Source organism: Tenggerimyces flavus, from assembly GCF_016907715.1.
Lineage (GTDB): Bacteria > Actinomycetota > Actinomycetes > Propionibacteriales > Actinopolymorphaceae > Tenggerimyces > Tenggerimyces flavus.
This window is the reverse complement of sequence record NZ_JAFBCM010000001.1, coordinates 4,344,015-4,361,007: the sequence shown is the minus strand read 5'-3', so window position 1 is coordinate 4,361,007 and position 16,993 is coordinate 4,344,015. Positions and strand designations below refer to the sequence as shown.

Sequence of the window (16,993 nt, the reverse complement as noted above, 5' to 3'; positions counted from 1 at the left end):
GCTGGTGACTTACAAGGCTGAATACATCTGGATCGACGGCACCCAACCCACCGCGCGACTCCGGTCGAAGACCAAGGTGCTGCCCGACGGCGCCGAGCTGCCCATCTGGGGGTTCGACGGATCGAGCACCAACCAGGCGCCCGGCGACAAGTCCGACTGCGTACTGCGTCCGGTGTTCTCCTGCCCGGACCCGATCCGCGGCGGCGCCCACGTGCTGGTGCTCGCCGAGGTCGAGCTGGTGGACGGGACACCGCACCCGAGCAACACGCGCGCGGCGCTGACCCCGATCGCGACCGAGTACGCCTCTGCCGAGCCGCTGTTCGGGCTCGAGCAGGAGTACACGTTCTTCAAGGACGGCCGGCCGCTGGGCTTCCCGTCGGGTGGCTTCCCGGCGCCGCAGGGGTTCTACTACTGCGGTGTCGGCGCGGACGAGGTGTACGGGCGGGACGTCGTCGAGGCGCATCTGGACGCCTGCCTCGAGGCGGGGCTGTCGATCTCCGGCATCAACGCCGAGGTCATGCCCGGGCAGTGGGAGTTCCAGGTCGGACCGCTGTCGCCGCTGGACGTGGCGGACCAGCTGTGGGTCGCGCGCTGGCTGCTGTACCGGATCGCGGAGAACTTCGGCGTCACCGCGACGCTCGACCCGAAGCCGGTGCAGGGCGACTGGAACGGGGCGGGCTGCCACACGAACTTCTCCACGAAGGCAATGCGTTCCTCGTACGACCCGATCATCTCCGCGTGCGAGGCGCTGGGGAAGAACGCCGAGGAGCACGTCCGCAACTACGGTGCCGGGATCGAGAACCGGTTGACCGGTTCACACGAGACCGCGCCGTGGACGGAGTACTCGTACGGCGTGTCCGACCGGGGCGCGTCGGTGCGGATCCCGTGGCAGGTCGCGCAGGACCAGAAGGGCTACATCGAGGACCGGCGGCCGAACGCGAACGTGGACCCGTACGTGGTGACGCGGCTGATCACCGACACGGTCTGTAGCGCGGCTCACTAAGCCGGGCCGTGTCTGCGCCGCGACCCGGCGCGAGTTAGGGTCGCGGCGTGGACGAACAGCAGGACGTACCGTTCGACGAGCCGGTGGACACGTTCGACGACTCCGACGTCTCTGACGACGTTGTGGACGAGGTGCCTGACGAGGCTGCCGCGCCTGTGCCTGTCCCGGCAGCACAGAGCGGCGGGTTGGAGCCGACCGGCAACAGCGAGGTCGACGACGTCCTCGAGAGCGTCGGGCAGGTCGCCGACCTGGAGACCGCCGAGCACGTCGAGATCTACGAGGACGCCCACCGCCGGCTGCACGAGACGCTGGTGACCGCGGTCGACGAGCAAGAACGGCCGCACGGTAGGTGAGGCACGGTGAGCCGGGTACGGGTGGACGCTGAGCTGGTCCGCCGCGGGCTGGCGCGCTCTCGGGAGCACGCCGCCGAACTGGTGGCCGCCGGCCGCGTTCGGATCGGTCGACGTGCCGTGAGCAAGCCGGCGACGGCTGTGCCCGACGGTGCTGTGGTGTCCGTCGCCAAGAGCGGTGTCGGGAACTACGTGTCGCGCGGCGGAGACAAGCTGGTCGGCGCCTTGGCGGCGTTCCCTTCCCTGATGGTCGCGGGTCGGCGGTGTCTCGACGCTGGTGCTTCGACCGGCGGGTTCACCGAGGTGCTGTTGGATCGCGGGGCCTCGATGGTCGTCGCCGTCGACGTCGGGCACGACCAGCTCGTGCCGCAGTTGCGGGCGGATCCGCGGGTCGCTGTGTACGAGCGGATGAACGTTCGCGACCTGACCGCCGAGCAGATCGGCGGCGTTGTGGAACTCGTGGTCGCCGATCTGTCGTTCATCTCGCTGACGCTCGTACTTCCGGCGCTGCGAGCTTCCGCGACCGAGGAGGCCGACTTCGTGCTGCTCGTCAAGCCTCAGTTCGAGGTCGGTCGCGCCCGGATCAGCAAGGGCGGCGTGGTGAAGGATCCCGAGCTGCACGCCGAGTCGATCCGTACGGTCGCGTCGGCGGCCGCCTCGTTGGGGCTGGGCGTTTGCGGGCTGAGCCGGAGTCCGCTGCCCGGCCCGGCGGGCAACGTGGAGTACTTCTTGTGGCTTCGTGCCGGCGCTGGGCCGCTCGATCTCGGAGGCTTGAGTGAAGACTGATCGGCGCGTACTCCTGGTCGTCCACACCGGCCGGCCGGGCGCGGTGCATCTGGCCCGCGAGGCCGCGGCTCGGCTGGGTCGCGCCGGCGTGGGCGTGTGCGTACTGGACCCCGACTTCGCCGACCTCGCGATCGACGGCGCGGGGGCGGTTGCCGCGACCGAGTCGGCCGCGAACAAGTGCGAGATCGTCATGGTGCTCGGCGGCGACGGCACGATCCTGCGCGGCGCGGAGATGGCGCGCGGGTCCGACGTACCGCTGCTGGGCGTGAACCTCGGGCACGTCGGCTTCCTGGCCGAGTCCGAGCGGGACGACCTCGACGTGACGATCGACCACGTGGTGCACCACAAGTACACGGTCGAGGAGCGGATGACGATCGATGTCACCGTCACGCTCGACGGGTCTGTCGTGAGCCGGCAGTGGGCTTTGAACGAGGCGAGCGTGGAGAAGTCCGCGCGGGAACGGATGCTCGAGGTCGTCGTCGAGATCGACGGCCGGCCGCTGTCCTCGTGGGGTGGGGACGGGATCGTGGCCGCGACGCCGACGGGCTCGACGGCGTACGCGTTCTCGGCTGGTGGGCCGATCGTGTGGCCTTCGGTGGAGGCTTTGCTGGTCGTTCCGTTGTCGGCGCATGCCCTGTTCGCGCGGCCTCTGGTGGTGGCTCCGTCGTCGGTGATCGCGGTGGAGTTGCAGCATCGCAACCCTGGTCCTGGGGTGCTGTGGTGCGACGGTCGGCGTACGGAGGACCTGGCGCCTGGCGCGCGGATCGAGGTGCGGCGCGGGGCGAAGCCGGTGCGGTTGGCGCGGCTGCATTTGGGGCCGTTCACCGACCGGTTGGTGGCGAAGTTCGACCTGCCCGTCGAGGGGTGGCGGGGGCGGCGGAACGTCTCGGAGGCTGTGGGACGGGCTGCGGCGAACCAGCGGGTTTCTGGGTCTTAGAGGTCGCGTTCTGTCCACAGCTGCGGTGGGTGGCTGGTTGTCCACAGATGCTGCTTGGGCGCCTGCGTTGATGTTTGCTTCGCGGGAGAGTGATCGCCTTCCTAGTTTCTCGACGGATGAAGGTGACCTGCGATGAGCGCCGAGACGAGCCCTCTCGACGACAAGAACGAGGTGACGCTGGTCGGCAAGGTGTCGGCCACGCCTCAGGTACGCGAACTGCCGAGCGGCGACTCGATCGTCTCGGTACGCGTGATCGTGAAGCGCAAGGGCGCGCGACCACGACCGAACTCGCCGACCATCGACACGATCGACTGCGGCGCCTGGACCGGTCGTGCGAAGAAGACACTGGAACGCTTCCAACCCGGCGACGTCGTGGAGGTCACCGGCGCTCTGCGCCGCCGCTTCCAACGCATCGACGGCGGCGCCATCAGCCGCTACGAGGTCGAGGTGTCCGGCGCCAAGCGCCTCCTCAAAGCCGCCTAGCTGTCCGCGTCCTCGTGGAAGGCGCGCATGACGAAGCCGGTGCGGGGTTTGGGGCCGAAGGAGGTCGACTTGCGGGGCATCCGGCCACCGCTCTGGGCCACCCGCTGCACCGTCGCGACGTCCACCGGGTTCACCAGGATGGCCACGCCGCCGCCTCGGTGGGCGGCTCGGAGCGCGGAGGGTTCGTCGTGGGCGTAGCCGACCTGGGCGTCGTCCAGGCCGAGCCGCCGCTCGAGCGTGAGCCGGAGGACCTCGATGTCGAGCTCCGGTTCCGGCCCCACGTACGCGCCGCCGCGCAGCAGCACCCACGACGACCCGTCGGTGCACAGGAAGCCGGGCTCGCGACCACAACTCGCCGCCAGGGCCGAGCGGGCGGCGGAAGTGTCGGAGCCGAAGTCGACAGCAGCGAAGTCGACCGACAGCGCTGACACCGCCTTGTCCAGGGGCAGCCCCGCCACAGTGCGGTGGATCGCGCTGACCCGCAGCGGGTACGCGGTCTGGTCGACGAGCAGCGCCAGCCCGGAGTCCCACGGCCCCATGCCCGCACCAGCCTTCCGATGCTCGTCCCGCAACTTCCGATAGGTCGCGTACCTGTGGTGCCCATCGGCGATCAACGCCTGCCGAGGCAACAGATCGGCGGCGATCGCGGCCAAAGACGACGGTGAGGTCACGGGCCACAGCCGGTGCTCGATGCCGTCGTCCGTCCGCACCGTGAACAGCGGCTCGTCAGCTGCCGTCAGCTCCACCACCTCGCTCGCCGCTCCCCCGCCGTCGTAGACGAGCAGGATCGGCTCGAGGTTCGCCTCGCACGCCTGCATCAGTGCCAGCCGGTCCGCCACCGGACCCGGCTGCACGTCCTCGTGCGGCAGCACGATCCGCTCCTCCGGCTCGCGCAACCCGAGCGCGCCGATCAGCCCGCGCTGGCGGACGGCACCGGCCTGCTCGTACACGTAGAGCCCCGGCCGCGAGTCCGTCACCAGCACGCCATCGCGCCGCCATCCGCGGAAGGTCGTGCCTGCCTGGCGGTACCGACCTGTCTGATCTAGGCCAGCGCCAGGGTTGGTGTCGCGTGGGAGGATGAGACGGACCACGTTGTGCTGCGCGGTGGCTCGCAACGCCGCGACTGTCTCAGCGTCGAGCATGTCGTACGGAGGCGAGGTCACGGCAGCCAGATCGCCGACCCGGTCAGCGGCGAACCGCAGGCCGCGGAACGGGTGGAGAGCCAAGCCTCGCGGTCCGGAGTCGGCTCGAGCAGCGGCGTCGGTCGCGGAACTGGTCACGAGGGGAGCCTAGGTGGAGCAGCAGCGGACCGGCACCGGAAGCCCCAGCACCGGGCAGCCCGGCGGCGACGTCTACGACTGGTACCGACGTGGGCTGGACCTGTTGTCCCGCGGCGAGGCGGCGGCCGCCGCCCAGGTTCTCGCGCACGCGCGCGCGGCCGAGCCGGCGTCGCACTCCATCCGCGAGGCGCTCGCGCGGGCGCTGTTCAACTGCCGGCAGTTCGCCGAGTCGGCGCAGACTTTCGAGGGACTCGTCGAGGAGAACCCGGCCGACGACTACGCGCACTTCGGCCTCGGCCTCGCGCTGAGCCGGATGGGCCAGCACCAGACCGCGGTCGGCCACCTGGCCATCGCGGCCGCGATGCGCCCTGGCGCGAAGCCCTACTCGACGGCACTTCGCCAGGTACGAGCCACGCTCAAGGCCCGCGAGGCAGCCGAGTGACCTGGTTGCAGGGGGCCGACCAACCGCTGTCCGAGCTGTATGACGTCGCGCTGTTCGATCTTGACGGCGTCGTCTATCTCGGGCCGTCTGCGGTGCCGGGCGCGCCGGAGCACATGGCCGAGCTGCGGTCCCGTTCGGTGCGGATCCTGTACGTGACCAACAACGCCTCCCGCCCGCCGGAGGCCGTCGTCGAACACCTGGACCGGCTCGGCATCCCGTCGGTGGTCGAGGACGTCGTGACCTCCGCGCAGGCAGCGGCCAGCATGGTCGCCGATCGCGTGCCGAAGGGGTCGTCGGTGCTCGTCGTCGGCGGCGAGGGCCTGAACGCAGCCTTGCGTGAACGCGGGCTGGTGCCGGTGGCGAAGGCCACGGACGCGCCGGTGGCCGTGGTTCAGGGATTCCATCCGGACCTCAGCTGGAGGCAGCTCGCCGAGGGCGCGTACGCGCTCGCGACCGGCATCCCGTGGGTGGCGTCGAACGCCGACCTCACGCTGCCGACCGAGGGCGGCGTCGCACCCGGCAATGGCGCTTTGATCGAGACGCTGCGGATCGCGACCAGCCGGAGCCCGGTGGTGGCGGGCAAACCCGAGCCGCCGCTGTTCTTCGAGGCGCTCTCTCGGTCGGGTGGGTCGCGGCCGTTGGTCGTCGGCGACCGGCTGGACACCGACATCGAGGGCGCGAACGCGTCGGACATGCCGAGCCTGCTCGTGCTCACCGGCGTGACGGACCTGGCCCTGCTGGTGACAGCGCCGCCGAAGCAGCGGCCGACGTACGTCTCGGCCGATCTGGGCGGTCTGTTCGTTCCGCATCCGGCAGCTGAACTGGACGGCTCGGTGGCTCGATGCGGTGGCTGGGAGGCGTCGGTCGAGGACAAGACCGTACGGCTGTCGGGCGAGGGCGACCGGCTGGACGGCGCGCGGGCGATGCTGGCGGCCGCGTGGGCCATACCCGAGCCGGGCGACCTCGACGCCGCGGCGGCACTGGATCAGCTCGGCTAGTTCACCTTGCGCAGCAGGAAGATCCTGGGCTGCGGACCCTTCTGGTAGACGCTGAGCGAGCTCTCCTGGCGCCAGGACTTGGTGTCCTGGAGGCAGCGTTCGAGCAGCTTGATCTCGTGGGTGAGGACGGCGAACCGCGCGTTCGGCGCGGCGACGTCGGCGGCCCGGTCGAGCAGCAGCGGGTAGAGCTCGTCGTTCGTGGCGTGGTCGCCGACGAGTCCGCCCCAGGGCGGGTCGGCGAGCAGCAGGTCGAACGGACCATATTGCGCCCAGCCGTCGCCGGCGAGGTCCTCCTCGACCAGTTGGACGCGGTCGCGGAGGCCGGCGGCCCGCAGGTTCGCGGTGCAGTCGGCGACCGCCGCCGGGTCGTTGTCGACGCCGAGCGCGAACTTGGCGGGAGCGACCTGCAGACGTTCGATCAACAGCGTGCCGGAGCCGCACATGAGATTGGCGACGCGATCGCCCGGTTGCGGCTTCGTCGCGCGAACGATCGCGGCAGCGATGGTGGCATTGACGGCGCCGGGAAGGTCGCGTACCCGCCAGGTCCGTTGCGAAAGCGGACGGGTGGAGAGCCGGACGAGGACGTCCCAGCCCTCCTTGATGACGGCGGACGGACGGAACCGGAGAACGACGTCCCCATCGGTCTCGTCGTACTCGAGCCCCGTCTCGGTGGCGACCAGCTCGGCGATCCGCTGGAACGTCGGCGAATCGTGGCCGGCCGCGTCGATGCGGAACGAGGTGGGCGGGGTGGCTTGGTTGAGCTTGCCGACGATGCCCACCGTCCGGGCGATCGTGCCGAGGTGGTCCGGGCTGGTGAGCGAACGGGGCCGCGGAACGGGGAACGTGAGGACGGCGAACGGGGCAACCACCGTGCGGAGCCCGAGCAGGCGCCCCCAGGCGTCGGGGTACTCGATCCACACGGCGTCGTCTCGCCCGGGCACGACTTTGACGTCGCGGAGCGTGGGGAGGTGTTCGCGCACCTCGGCCTCGACGGTCTGTTTGAGACCAGGCAGGAAGGTGAGCTCGATCCGCCTCGTGGGAGTAGCGGCCCGCACGGACCGCTCCCCCACCCGCGTCTCAGCACGGCGGACAGGAGGAGCGGCCTTGCCCTTGCCGCTGCGTCGTCTCATGAGGATTCGGCGTCAGGTCGGAGTGGATCGGGATCAGGGTGGCTGAAGAGGGCGATCGGCGGCACCGCTCGGTCCTGCTCGTCAGTGGACGCGTCATCGGCACCGTCACCGTCGTCGACAGCGTCGGCCTTGTCGATGGACTCCGCCTCAGCGCCAGCTGAAGTGCTCGCCGCGGGGCTGCCTTCGGCAGCGCCATCGTCGGCAACGTCAGTGCGATCGTCGGCGATGGTGTCGTCTGCACTGCTCGCTGCGCTCGCGGGGTCAGCCACGTCATCGACGCTCTCGGGTGCGGGCGTCGTGGTGGTGAGGGCGGCGTGGCGGTCGGCGGCGTCGGTGAGGTCGTCCTCGTCGGCTACTGCTGCTCGAGCGAACCAGGCGGCTGCTTCTTCGGTGCGGCCCAGGGACTCGAGCGTGTCGGCGTACGTGTAGCGGAGGCGGGCAACCCACTCGGCGGTGGACTTGCTCTCCAGGTCCGGGATCGTCAGGGCGCGCAATGCTGCTTCCGGCTCTCCCAGGTCGCGGCGGGCTCCCGCTTCGACGATGCGGAGCTCGATTTGGCCGGCCTTGTCGAGCGTCTTTCCTTCCTTGCTCGACGCCAGCTCCAACGCACGCTCCGGACGACCCAGGCCTCGTTCGCAGTCGGCCAGGACGGGGAGGTACTCGTTCGAACCGTTCAGCCGGCGCGCTGCCCGCAGCTCGCCCAGGGCTTGCTCGTAGTTGCCGGCGGCATAGGCCGCGTACCCGATCGTCTCGCGCACGACAGCCAGCCGGGCCCCGTGCTTGCGGGCCGCGTTCGCGTGCGCCAGCGCTCGCTCGGGATCCTCCTCGAGGAACTCCGCCGCGGCCACCAGGTGCTTCGCCACGTGCTCCGAGGCCCGCTTGGACAACGTGGAGAGCTCGCGGCGGACGTCGGGGTCCAGCTCCTCGCCGGTGATCTCCTCGGGTACGAGCGGCTCGTCCGGCTCGAGGTGATCGCGCGTCGGTGGCCGGTCCTCGCGATCGCGGCGCGGTCCGTTGTCGCGTGGCCGGTCGCGGAACCCGCCACCACGCGGGCTGTCGCCGCGCGGGGCACCGCGGCCACGGTCGCCGCCTCGAGGCGCGTCGCGGTCGAACGAGCGGCGCGGACGGTCGGAGCCACCGGACCGGTCGTCGCGGGGAGCTCCACGGCCCTGGTCGCGCGAGCCACCCGTCGGACGGCCGCCGCTGCGAGGGGCGTCACGGTCGAAGGACCGGCGTGGACGGTCGGAGCTACCAGAACCACCAGAGCCGCCGGCGCGGTCGTCGCGTCGGGGTCCGCCGGAACGGTCGTCACGGGATCTGTCGCGGGGATTGTCTGTGGGGCGCCCGCGGAAGCCGCCGCCGCTGCGAGGCGCACCGCTGCGCGGAGCTCCGCCGCGGTCGCTGCGTGGCGCGTCGCGGTCGAAGGATCTGCGTGGACGCTCACCACCGGCACTACGGTCTCGGTCGCCACGAGGGGCACCACGAGGGGCGTCGCGATCGAAGGTACGACGCGGACGGTCGCTGCCGGCGTTACCGCCACGGTCGCTGCGAGGCGCGTCACGGTCGAAGGATCTGCGTGGACGGTCAGCACCACCCGAACCACCAGAACCACGTTGGCCACCGGCGCGGTCATCGCGTCGGGGTCCACCGGAACGGTCGTCACGGGGCTTGTCACCGCGGTAGCCACCACGATCACCGCCACGACCAGCAGAGCGGTCGTTGCCGCCTCGAGTGGGGCGGCCGCGATCGCTGCGGTCATTGCGGTCGTTACGGCGGTTGTCATTGCCGCGGTCGCGACCTCGGCCATCGTTGCGCCGGTCGTCGTCGCGGGGTCGTTCCTTGTCGTCGCCAGCTTGGCCGGCCATAGCGTCGCCCTACTCCTCGGACAGCGGCTAGTCCCATTGTCGCAGCCCCGGCACGCTCAGTTTCGCCGCCCGCTACCGCCGCCAGGCGGCTCGAGGTCCTCTGTTAGGGCTTCTTCGACGAGCCGGACTGCGAATTCTTCCACCAACAACTCTAAAGGCCACCCGAAGGTGGCCTTTAGAGGAAGATGTCCGGCGGCGTCCTACTCTCCCACAGACCCTCGTCTGCAGTACCATCGGCGCTGAAGAGCTTAACTTCCGGGTTCGGAATGGGACCGGGTGTTTCCCCTTCGCCATGACCGCCGTAACTCTATTGAGATATCGGGCCAGGATGATTCACCGACCGTATCTCGGGAACCGCATAGTGGACGCAAGCGCATAAAAAGCAAATTGTGTGTAAGGGACAAGTCCTCGGCCTATTAGTACCGGTCAGCTACATGAGTCTTTAGTCCTCACTTACACTTCCGGCCTATCAACCCAGTCGTCTACTGGGGGCCTTACCTGGTTACCCAGTGGGAGACCTCATCTTGAAGCGTGCTTCCCGCTTAGATGCCTTCAGCGGTTATCACTTCCGAACGTAGCAAATCAGCGGTGCTCTTGGCAGAACAACTGACACACCAGAGGTTCGTCCATCCCGGTCCTCTCGTACTAGGGATAGCCCTTCTCAAGTCTCCTGCGCGCACAGCGGATAGGGACCGAACTGTCTCACGACGTTCTAAACCCAGCTCGCGTACCGCTTTAATGGGCGAACAGCCCAACCCTTGGGACCTACTCCGGCCCCAGGATGCGACGAGCCGACATCGAGGTGCCAAACCATGCCGTCGATATGGACTCTTGGGCAAGATCAGCCTGTTATCCCCGGGGTACCTTTTATCCGTTGAACACCGGCGCTTCCACAAGCCACCGCTGGTTCACTAGTCCCGACTTTCGTCCCTGCTTGACCCGTCGGTCTCACAGTCAAGCTCCCTTGTGCACTTACACTCAACACCTGATTGCCAACCAGGCTGAGGGAACCTTTGGGCGCCTCCGTTACCTTTTGGGAGGCAACCGCCCCAGTTAAACTACCCACCAGGCACTGTCCCTGATCCGGATAACGGACCTAGGTTAGACATCCAATTCGACCAGAGTGGTATTTCAACGTTGACTCCACCGCCACTGGCGTGACGACTTCAAAGTCTCCCACCTATCCTACACAAGCCGAACCGAACACCAATACCAAGCTATAGTAAAGGTCCCGGGGTCTTTCCGTCCTGCTGCGCGTAACGAGCATCTTTACTCGTAGTGCAATTTCGCCGGGTCCATGGTTGAGACAGCGCCCAAGTCGTTACGCCATTCGTGCAGGTCGGAACTTACCCGACAAGGAATTTCGCTACCTTAGGATGGTTATAGTTACCACCGCCGTTTACTGGCGCTTAAGTTCTCAGCTTCGTTCCGAAGAACTAACCGGTCCCCTTAACGTTCCAGCACCGGGCAGGCGTCAGTCCATATACATCGTCTTGCGACTTAGCATGGACCTGTGTTTTTAGTAAACAGTCGCTTGGGCCTGGTCTCTGCGACCTTCATCGCTGCGGGGAGCAAGTCCCCTTACGAATCCGGTCCCCCTTCTCCCGAAGTTACGGGGGCATTTTGCCGAGTTCCTTAACCATGGTTCGCCCGATCGCCTTGGTATTCTCTACCTGACCACCTGTGTCGGTTTGGGGTACGGGCCGCCTTATCACTCACTAGAGGTTTTTCTTGGCAGCATAGGATCACTCACTTCGCCTCAATCGGCTCGGCGTCAGGTCTCAGGCTATGTGAGCTGCGGATTTGCCTACAGCTCGCCCTACACCCTTGCTCGCGGACTACCATCGCCGCGTAGAGCTACCTTCCTGCGTCACCCCATCGTTTGCCTACTACTAGTTCGGGTCGCGCGCTCCACTCAGATTGTCCCGAAGGACGCACCGAGCTTTGGGCACTTAGCATCACTAGATTCAGCATGGGCGCGATAAAGCGGGTACGGGAATATCAACCCGTTGTCCATCGACTACGCCTGTCGGCCTCGCCTTAGGTCCCGACTTACCCAGGGCGGATTAGCCTGGCCCTGGAACCCTTGGTCATTCGGCGGAGGGGTTTCTCACCCCTCTTTCGCTACTCATGCCTGCATTCTCACTCGTGTAGCATCCACGGCTAGGTTCCCCTGCCGCTTCCCGCGCCACACGACGCTCCCCTACCCATCCACACGTCTGGACCGAGCCCCGAAGGATTCGGCCGAACTAATATGTGAATGCCACAGCTTCGGCGGATTGCTTGAGCCCCGCTACATTGTCGGCGCAGAATCACTTGACCAGTGAGCTATTACGCACTCTTTCAAGGGTGGCTGCTTCTAAGCCAACCTCCTGGTTGTCTCTGCGACTCCACATCCTTTTCCACTTAGCAATCGCTTAGGGGCCTTAGCTGGTGATCTGGGCTGTTTCCCTCTCGACTATGAAGCTTATCCCCCACAGTCTCACTGCCGCGCTCTCACCTACCGGCATTCGGAGTTTGGCTGAATTCGGTAAGCTTGTAGGCCCCCTAGTCCATCCAGTGCTCTACCTCCGGCAGGAAACACGCGACGCTGCACCTATATGCATTTCGGGGAGAACCAGCTATCACGGAGTTTGATTGGCCTTTCACCCCTATCCACAGCTCATCCCCCGGCTTTTCAACGCCGGTGGGTTCGGGCCTCCACGCGGTCTTACCCGCGCTTCACCCTGGCCATGGATAGATCACTCCGCTTCGGGTCTAGAGCATGCGACTGGACGCCCTATTCGGACTCGCTTTCGCTACGGCTTCCCCACACGGGTTAACCTCGCCACATACCACTAACTCGCAGGCTCATTCTTCAAAAGGCACGCTGTCACAGTTCCGAAGAACCGCTCCAACGGTTTGTAGGCACACGGTTTCAGGTACTATTTCACTCCCCTCCCGGGGTACTTTTCACCTTTCCCTCACGGTACTGGTTCGCTATCGGTCACCAGAGAGTATTTAGGCTTAGCGGGTGGTCCCGCCAGATTCGCACGGAATTTCAGGGGTTCCGTGCTACTTGGGATGACACTCGAGAGTCATTGCGTTACGACTACGGGGGTTTCACCCTCTGTGCCGTACATTTCCAGATACTTCGTCTTCCGCAATGATTTCTTACTCTCTGTCGGGTCAGCAGCCCCAACTGAATGGTCCCACAACCCCGCGCACGCAACGCCTGCCAGCTATTACACGTACGCGGTTTGGCCTCTTCCGCTTTCGCTCGCCACTACTCACGGAATCACTGTTGTTTTCTCTTCCTGTGGGTACTGAGATGTTTCACTTCCCCACGTTCCCTCCGAACGCCCTATGTGTTCAGGCGTCGGTGACAGGGCATGACCCCTGCCGGGTTTCCCCATTCGGACATCCCCGGATCACAGCTCGGTTGCCAACTCCCCGGGGCTTTTCGCAGGCTCCTACGTCCTTCATCGGCTTCTGGTGCCAAGGCATCCACCGTGTGCCCTTAGTAACTTGTCTCGGCTTACACACAAAGATTAGATGCTCGCGTCCACTATGCAGTTCTCAAGGTACGGGCGGTATCCATTCCCGAGCTCGTCGCGTACCGCGGATTCGCGGCCGTTCGACGCGGGATGGCCCACTGAGGTTCGTCTCTGCCCTCAAAGAGGGCAAGGCCCGATCCCTCAGGACCCAACAGCGTGCCTGGGCGCCCTCTCGCTCTCCTCCGCAGGTTCCACCCTCACCGAGGTGAGGAGTACTGAGCGGGATCGATCGATCGGACGCCTACTGGTCAATGTTCCATTAGTGAGCAAGTACTGCTCCAAGACAGTCGCTTGGAAAGCAGTGCCCTGGACACCTCGAGGGTGCCAGTAATGCTCCTTAGAAAGGAGGTGATCCAGCCGCACCTTCCGGTACGGCTACCTTGTTACGACTTAGTCCTAATCGCCAGCCCCACCTTAGACAGCTCCTCCCCTTGCGGGTTAGGCCACTGGCTTCGGGTGTTGCCAACTTTCATGACTTGACGGGCGGTGTGTACAAGGCCCGGGAACGTATTCACCGCAGCGTTGCTGATCTGCGATTACTAGCGACTCCAACTTCACGGGGTCGAGTTGCAGACCCCGATCCGAACTGAGGCCGGCTTTTTGGGATTCGCTCCACCTTGCGGTTTAGCAGCCCTTTGTACCGACCATTGTAGCATGTTTGCAGCCCTGGACATAAGGGGCATGAAGACTTGACGTCGTCCCCACCTTCCTCCGAGTTGACCCCGGCAGTCTCCCATGAGTCCCCACCATTACGTGCTGGCAACATGGAACGAGGGTTGCGCTCGTTGCGGGACTTAACCCAACATCTCACGACACGAGCTGACGACAGCCATGCACCACCTGTGTGTGGCCCTTACGGACCCGACATCTCTGCCGGATTTCCACACATGTCAAACCCAGGTAAGGTTCTTCGCGTCGCATCGAATTAAGCAACATGCTCCGCCGCTTGTGCGGGCCCCCGTCAATTCCTTTGAGTTTTAGTCTTGCGACCGTACTCCCCAGGCGGGGCGCTTAATGCGTTAGCTGCGGCACGGAGGGCATGGAAAACCCCCCACACCTAGCGCCCAACGTTTACGGCGTGGACTACCAGGGTATCTAATCCTGTTCGCTCCCCACGCTTTCGCTCCTCAGCGTCAGGTAAGGCCCAGAGAACCGCCTTCGCCACCGGTGTTCCACCTGATATCTGCGCATTCCACCGCTACACCAGGTATTCCATTCTCCCCTGCCTACCTCTAGTCTGCCCGTATCGAAAGCAGGCCCGATGTTGAGCATCGGGATTTCACTTTCGACGCAACAGACCGCCTACGAGCCCTTTACGCCCAATAATTCCGGACAACGCTCGCACCCTACGTGTTACCGCGGCTGCTGGCACGTAGTTGGCCGGTGCTTCTTCTGCAGGTACCGTCTGTTTTCGTCCCTGCTGAAAGAGGTTTACAACCCGAAGGCCGTCATCCCTCACGCGGCGTTGCTGCGTCAGGCTTTCGCCCATTGCGCAATATTCCCCACTGCTGCCTCCCGTAGGAGTCTGGGCCGTGTCTCAGTCCCAGTGTGGCCGGTCGCCCTCTCAGGCCGGCTACCCGTAGAAGCCTTGGTGGGCCATTACCCCACCAACAAGCTGATAGGCCGCGAGCCCATCCTTCACCGATAAATCTTTCCACCTCAATCGATGCCGATCGAAGTCGTATCCGGTATTAGACCCAGTTTCCCGGGCTTATCCCAGAGTGAAGGGCAGGTTGCTCACGTGTTACTCACCCGTTCGCCGCTCGAGTACCCCCGAAGGGGCCTTTCCGCTCGACTTGCATGTGTTAAGCACGCCGCCAGCGTTCGTCCTGAGCCAGGATCAAACTCTCCGTAGAAGTTCATATGGACACTACACACGAGGTGCAGTTGACCGACAAACTCAGATGGAGCTTTTTGCTGGCAATTTTGGAGCTGGAAGTAATAGCTCCGTGTTACCAAAGGAATCGTTCAAGACGTCCGACGAACGGCGTGTTGCCGTCCGCCTCGCGACTTGGACGAGGCGTTAAAGTGCATTGACTTTCGGCACGCTGTTGAGTTCTCAAGGATCGGGCGCGCACCAGTCTGGATCTTACGATCCGGATCCGGGGCAACTCCTCTACGTTACCGGTTCCTCACTGAGCCGTCAAATCCGCTCGTTTTGGATCCGATCCCGCTCCCCACCTTCACTTCCCCGTGCTGAGAGCGCGAAGCACTCAACTCGAAGATCGTTCTGGAGGAGGTTCTCACCAGGCCGGCCACCCTTCGGTGTCCCGCGCTCTCGGCGAGGTTTGGAACGCTACCAGGTGATCCGCTCCCCGACCAAATCGGGGGTCTTGCTCTCCTGGCCCCTCTCTTCGCGATCCTGATCGAGGGCGTAAAACGCTCTTGATCAGGTCCGTTCGGAGTGGGTTCCTCACCGTCCGGCCATCTTGCGATGTCCTGCGTTTCGGTGAGGTTTGGAACCTTAGCGGGTGATCCGTTCCCCGATCAAATCGGGGTCTGTCTCGGCCCGCCCCCCTCTTCGCGATCCTGATCCAGGGCGCAAAACGCTCTTGATCGAGTCTCGTTCGGATGGGGTTCCTCACCGGTCCGGCCACCTTGCGGTGTCCCGCGCTCTCGGCGAGGCGTAGAGAACCATACGTACGGGGTTCGGCAGAGTCAAATCGAAAACGACACGGATGTGGCTCGCAGGCCGCCGACGAGCGAACTAGACGACGTTCGCCCAGGTCAGCGGCCTGCGGATCGCAACAGAATTTCAAAAAGACGCGCCGGCGACGTTGCGTCGCCCACAGCTCAGCACGAGCCACTTGCCGCGCAGGATGTTCACCGCGCTCTCCGTCTGGCGCGGGCTCACGCCGGTGATCCTTATTCCAGAGAGATGCCAGCGACGTTGCGTCGCCCGCGGCGCAGCACGAGCCACTTGCCGTGCAGGAGATCGTCCGACGTCGGTGTCGCATCCGGGTCCGTTACCCGTTCGTTGTTCACGTACGCACCGCCCTCGTCGATCGTTCGGCGCGCCGCGGACTTGCTGGCGACGAGCTCGGTCGCCGCGAACAGGTCCACGTACGACGCGAGCGACGGAAGTGACGCGTGTGGCGTTTCTCGCAACGCCGCGTCCAACGTCGCCGGATCGATCTCCGCCAACGTCCCGCGCCCGAACAACGCCGCCGAAGCGGCCACGACTTTCGCGGTCTCGTCAGCCCCGTGAACGAGTGTCGTGAGCTCTTCGGCCAACAGGCGTTGGGCTTCTCGGGCCTGTGGACGTTCGACGGTAGCCTTCTCCAGCTCCTCGAGCTCCTCGCGCGACCTGAACGAGAACACCCGCAGGTAGTGCGCGACGTCAGCGTCGAGAGTGTTGAACCAGAACTGGTAGAACGCGTACGGCGACATCAGCGCGGGACTCAGCCAGACGGTCAACCCGCCCTCGCTCTTGCCGAACTTCTTCCCGTCAGCACGGGTCAGAAGCGGCGTCGCCATGGCGTGTACGACATCCCCGTCCGAACGCCGGATCAGCTCGACCCCTGCGGTGATGTTGCCCCACTGGTCGCTGCCGCCGAACTGCAGCACGCAGTCGTACCGCCTGTGCAGCTCGAGGTAGTCGAACGCCTGCAGGATCTGGTAGCTGAACTCGGTGTAGCCGATCCCGATCTCGGACTCGAGCCGCGCCTTCACGGCCTCCTTCTGGATCATCTTGTTGACCCGGAAGAACTTGCCGATGTCCCGCAGCCACTCGATCGCGGTGACCGGCGCGGTCCAGTCGAGGTTGTTGACGACCGTCGCCGCGTTAGGACCGTCGAACGACACGAACCGGGAGACCTGGGTCTTGATCTTCTCGACCCATCCGGCCACGACTTCTGGCGGATGCAGCTGCCTCTCCCGGTCCGGGTTCGGGTCGCCGACCAGTCCGGTCGAACCCCCCACCAGGATCAAAGGTCGGTGGCCGGCCAGCTGGAACCGCCGCGCGGTGACGAGCTGCACGAGGTTGCCGTGGTGCAGGCTCTCCGCGGTGGGGTCGAAGCCGACGTAATAGGTGAGCGTTCCCGACGCGAGTGCGGAACGAAGCGCGGCCTCGTCGGTCGACTCCGCGACCAGGCCACGCCAGTGCAGCTCGTCCAGGATGTCGTTCACCAGATGTCCTCTCGGTTCCTACGTACGGACTGTGTAGGCCCAAGCCTGCCCGAGA

At 65.5% G+C, this 16,993-nt stretch carries 11 protein-coding genes and 3 rRNA genes; 7 read left to right on the top strand and 7 right to left on the bottom strand.

Annotated elements, in window-relative coordinates; all coding sequences use genetic code 11:
* The first annotated feature begins 4 nt into the window (after window positions 1-4).
* The 5 genes from glnII to JOD67_RS20350 all read left to right on the top strand — a co-directional run bounded on the left by glnII (window position 5) and on the right by JOD67_RS20350 (window position 3,559).
* The gene (glnII, locus tag JOD67_RS20370; RefSeq protein ID WP_205119180.1) at window positions 5-1,003 is read left to right on the top strand and encodes a glutamine synthetase; all 999 of its coding nucleotides are present in this window, start codon (window positions 5-7) and stop codon (window positions 1,001-1,003) included.
* 47 nt (window positions 1,004-1,050) lie between these two features.
* Window positions 1,051-1,356, top strand: a complete 306-nt coding sequence (locus JOD67_RS20365) for a hypothetical protein (RefSeq protein ID WP_205119179.1) — start codon at window positions 1,051-1,053, stop codon at window positions 1,354-1,356.
* A 6-nt stretch (window positions 1,357-1,362) separates the two neighbouring features.
* Window positions 1,363-2,139: a TlyA family RNA methyltransferase gene (locus JOD67_RS20360; protein ID WP_205119178.1), complete on the top strand. Its 777-nt coding sequence runs from the start codon at window positions 1,363-1,365 to the stop codon at window positions 2,137-2,139.
* Complete coding sequence (locus JOD67_RS20355; protein ID WP_205119177.1) at window positions 2,129-3,076, top strand: NAD kinase; 948 nt, start codon at window positions 2,129-2,131, stop codon at window positions 3,074-3,076. The genes JOD67_RS20360 and JOD67_RS20355 overlap by 11 nt, the downstream gene beginning before the upstream one ends.
* A gap of 132 nt (window positions 3,077-3,208) precedes the next feature.
* Window positions 3,209-3,559, top strand: coding sequence for a single-stranded DNA-binding protein (locus JOD67_RS20350; protein ID WP_205119176.1), 351 nt, complete (start codon window positions 3,209-3,211; stop codon window positions 3,557-3,559).
* Here the strand turns inward: JOD67_RS20350 and JOD67_RS20345 are convergent.
* On the bottom strand, window positions 3,556-4,839 hold the full coding sequence (locus JOD67_RS20345) for a DUF1015 family protein (RefSeq protein ID WP_205119175.1): 1,284 nt from the start codon (window positions 4,837-4,839) through the stop codon (window positions 3,556-3,558). The two genes, JOD67_RS20350 and JOD67_RS20345, sit on opposite strands and share 4 nt — an antisense overlap.
* 13 nt (window positions 4,840-4,852) lie before the next feature.
* Here JOD67_RS20345 and JOD67_RS20340 point away from each other — a divergent pair, with 13 nt between their 5' ends.
* Together JOD67_RS20340 and JOD67_RS20335 are read left to right on the top strand one after the other, a co-directional pair.
* Complete coding sequence (locus JOD67_RS20340; protein ID WP_205119174.1) at window positions 4,853-5,281, top strand: tetratricopeptide repeat protein; 429 nt, start codon at window positions 4,853-4,855, stop codon at window positions 5,279-5,281.
* On the top strand, window positions 5,278-6,279 hold the full coding sequence (locus JOD67_RS20335) for an HAD-IIA family hydrolase (RefSeq protein WP_205119173.1): 1,002 nt from the start codon (window positions 5,278-5,280) through the stop codon (window positions 6,277-6,279). Before JOD67_RS20340 ends, JOD67_RS20335 begins: the two co-directional genes overlap by 4 nt.
* On the opposite strand, the gene JOD67_RS20330 is transcribed toward JOD67_RS20335, so the two are convergent.
* The 6 genes from JOD67_RS20330 to tyrS all read right to left on the bottom strand — a co-directional run bounded on the left by JOD67_RS20330 (window position 6,276) and on the right by tyrS (window position 16,938).
* On the bottom strand, window positions 6,276-7,409 hold the full coding sequence (locus JOD67_RS20330) for a methyltransferase (protein ID WP_205119172.1): 1,134 nt from the start codon (window positions 7,407-7,409) through the stop codon (window positions 6,276-6,278). The genes JOD67_RS20335 and JOD67_RS20330 overlap by 4 nt on opposite strands.
* Window positions 7,406-8,296 carry a tetratricopeptide repeat protein gene (locus JOD67_RS20325; protein WP_205119171.1) on the bottom strand — a complete coding sequence of 297 codons (891 nt, stop codon included), beginning with the start codon at window positions 8,294-8,296 and terminating at the stop codon, window positions 7,406-7,408. Before JOD67_RS20325 ends, JOD67_RS20330 begins: the two co-directional genes overlap by 4 nt.
* A 1,165-nt stretch (window positions 8,297-9,461) precedes the next feature.
* Window positions 9,462-9,578: ribosomal RNA gene (rrf, locus tag JOD67_RS20320) — 5S ribosomal RNA — on the bottom strand.
* A 92-nt stretch (window positions 9,579-9,670) separates the two neighbouring features.
* Window positions 9,671-12,787: ribosomal RNA gene (locus JOD67_RS20315) — 23S ribosomal RNA — on the bottom strand.
* A gap of 364 nt (window positions 12,788-13,151) precedes the next feature.
* Window positions 13,152-14,666: ribosomal RNA gene (locus JOD67_RS20310) — 16S ribosomal RNA — on the bottom strand.
* Together the 16S, 23S and 5S rRNA genes form the textbook arrangement of a ribosomal RNA operon.
* Before the next feature lie 1,009 nt (window positions 14,667-15,675).
* Window positions 15,676-16,938 (bottom strand): tyrosine--tRNA ligase, encoded by a 1,263-nt coding sequence (gene tyrS / locus JOD67_RS20305; RefSeq protein WP_205119170.1) that lies wholly within the window; start codon window positions 16,936-16,938, stop codon window positions 15,676-15,678.
* Window positions 16,939-16,993: the final 55 nt, after the last annotated feature.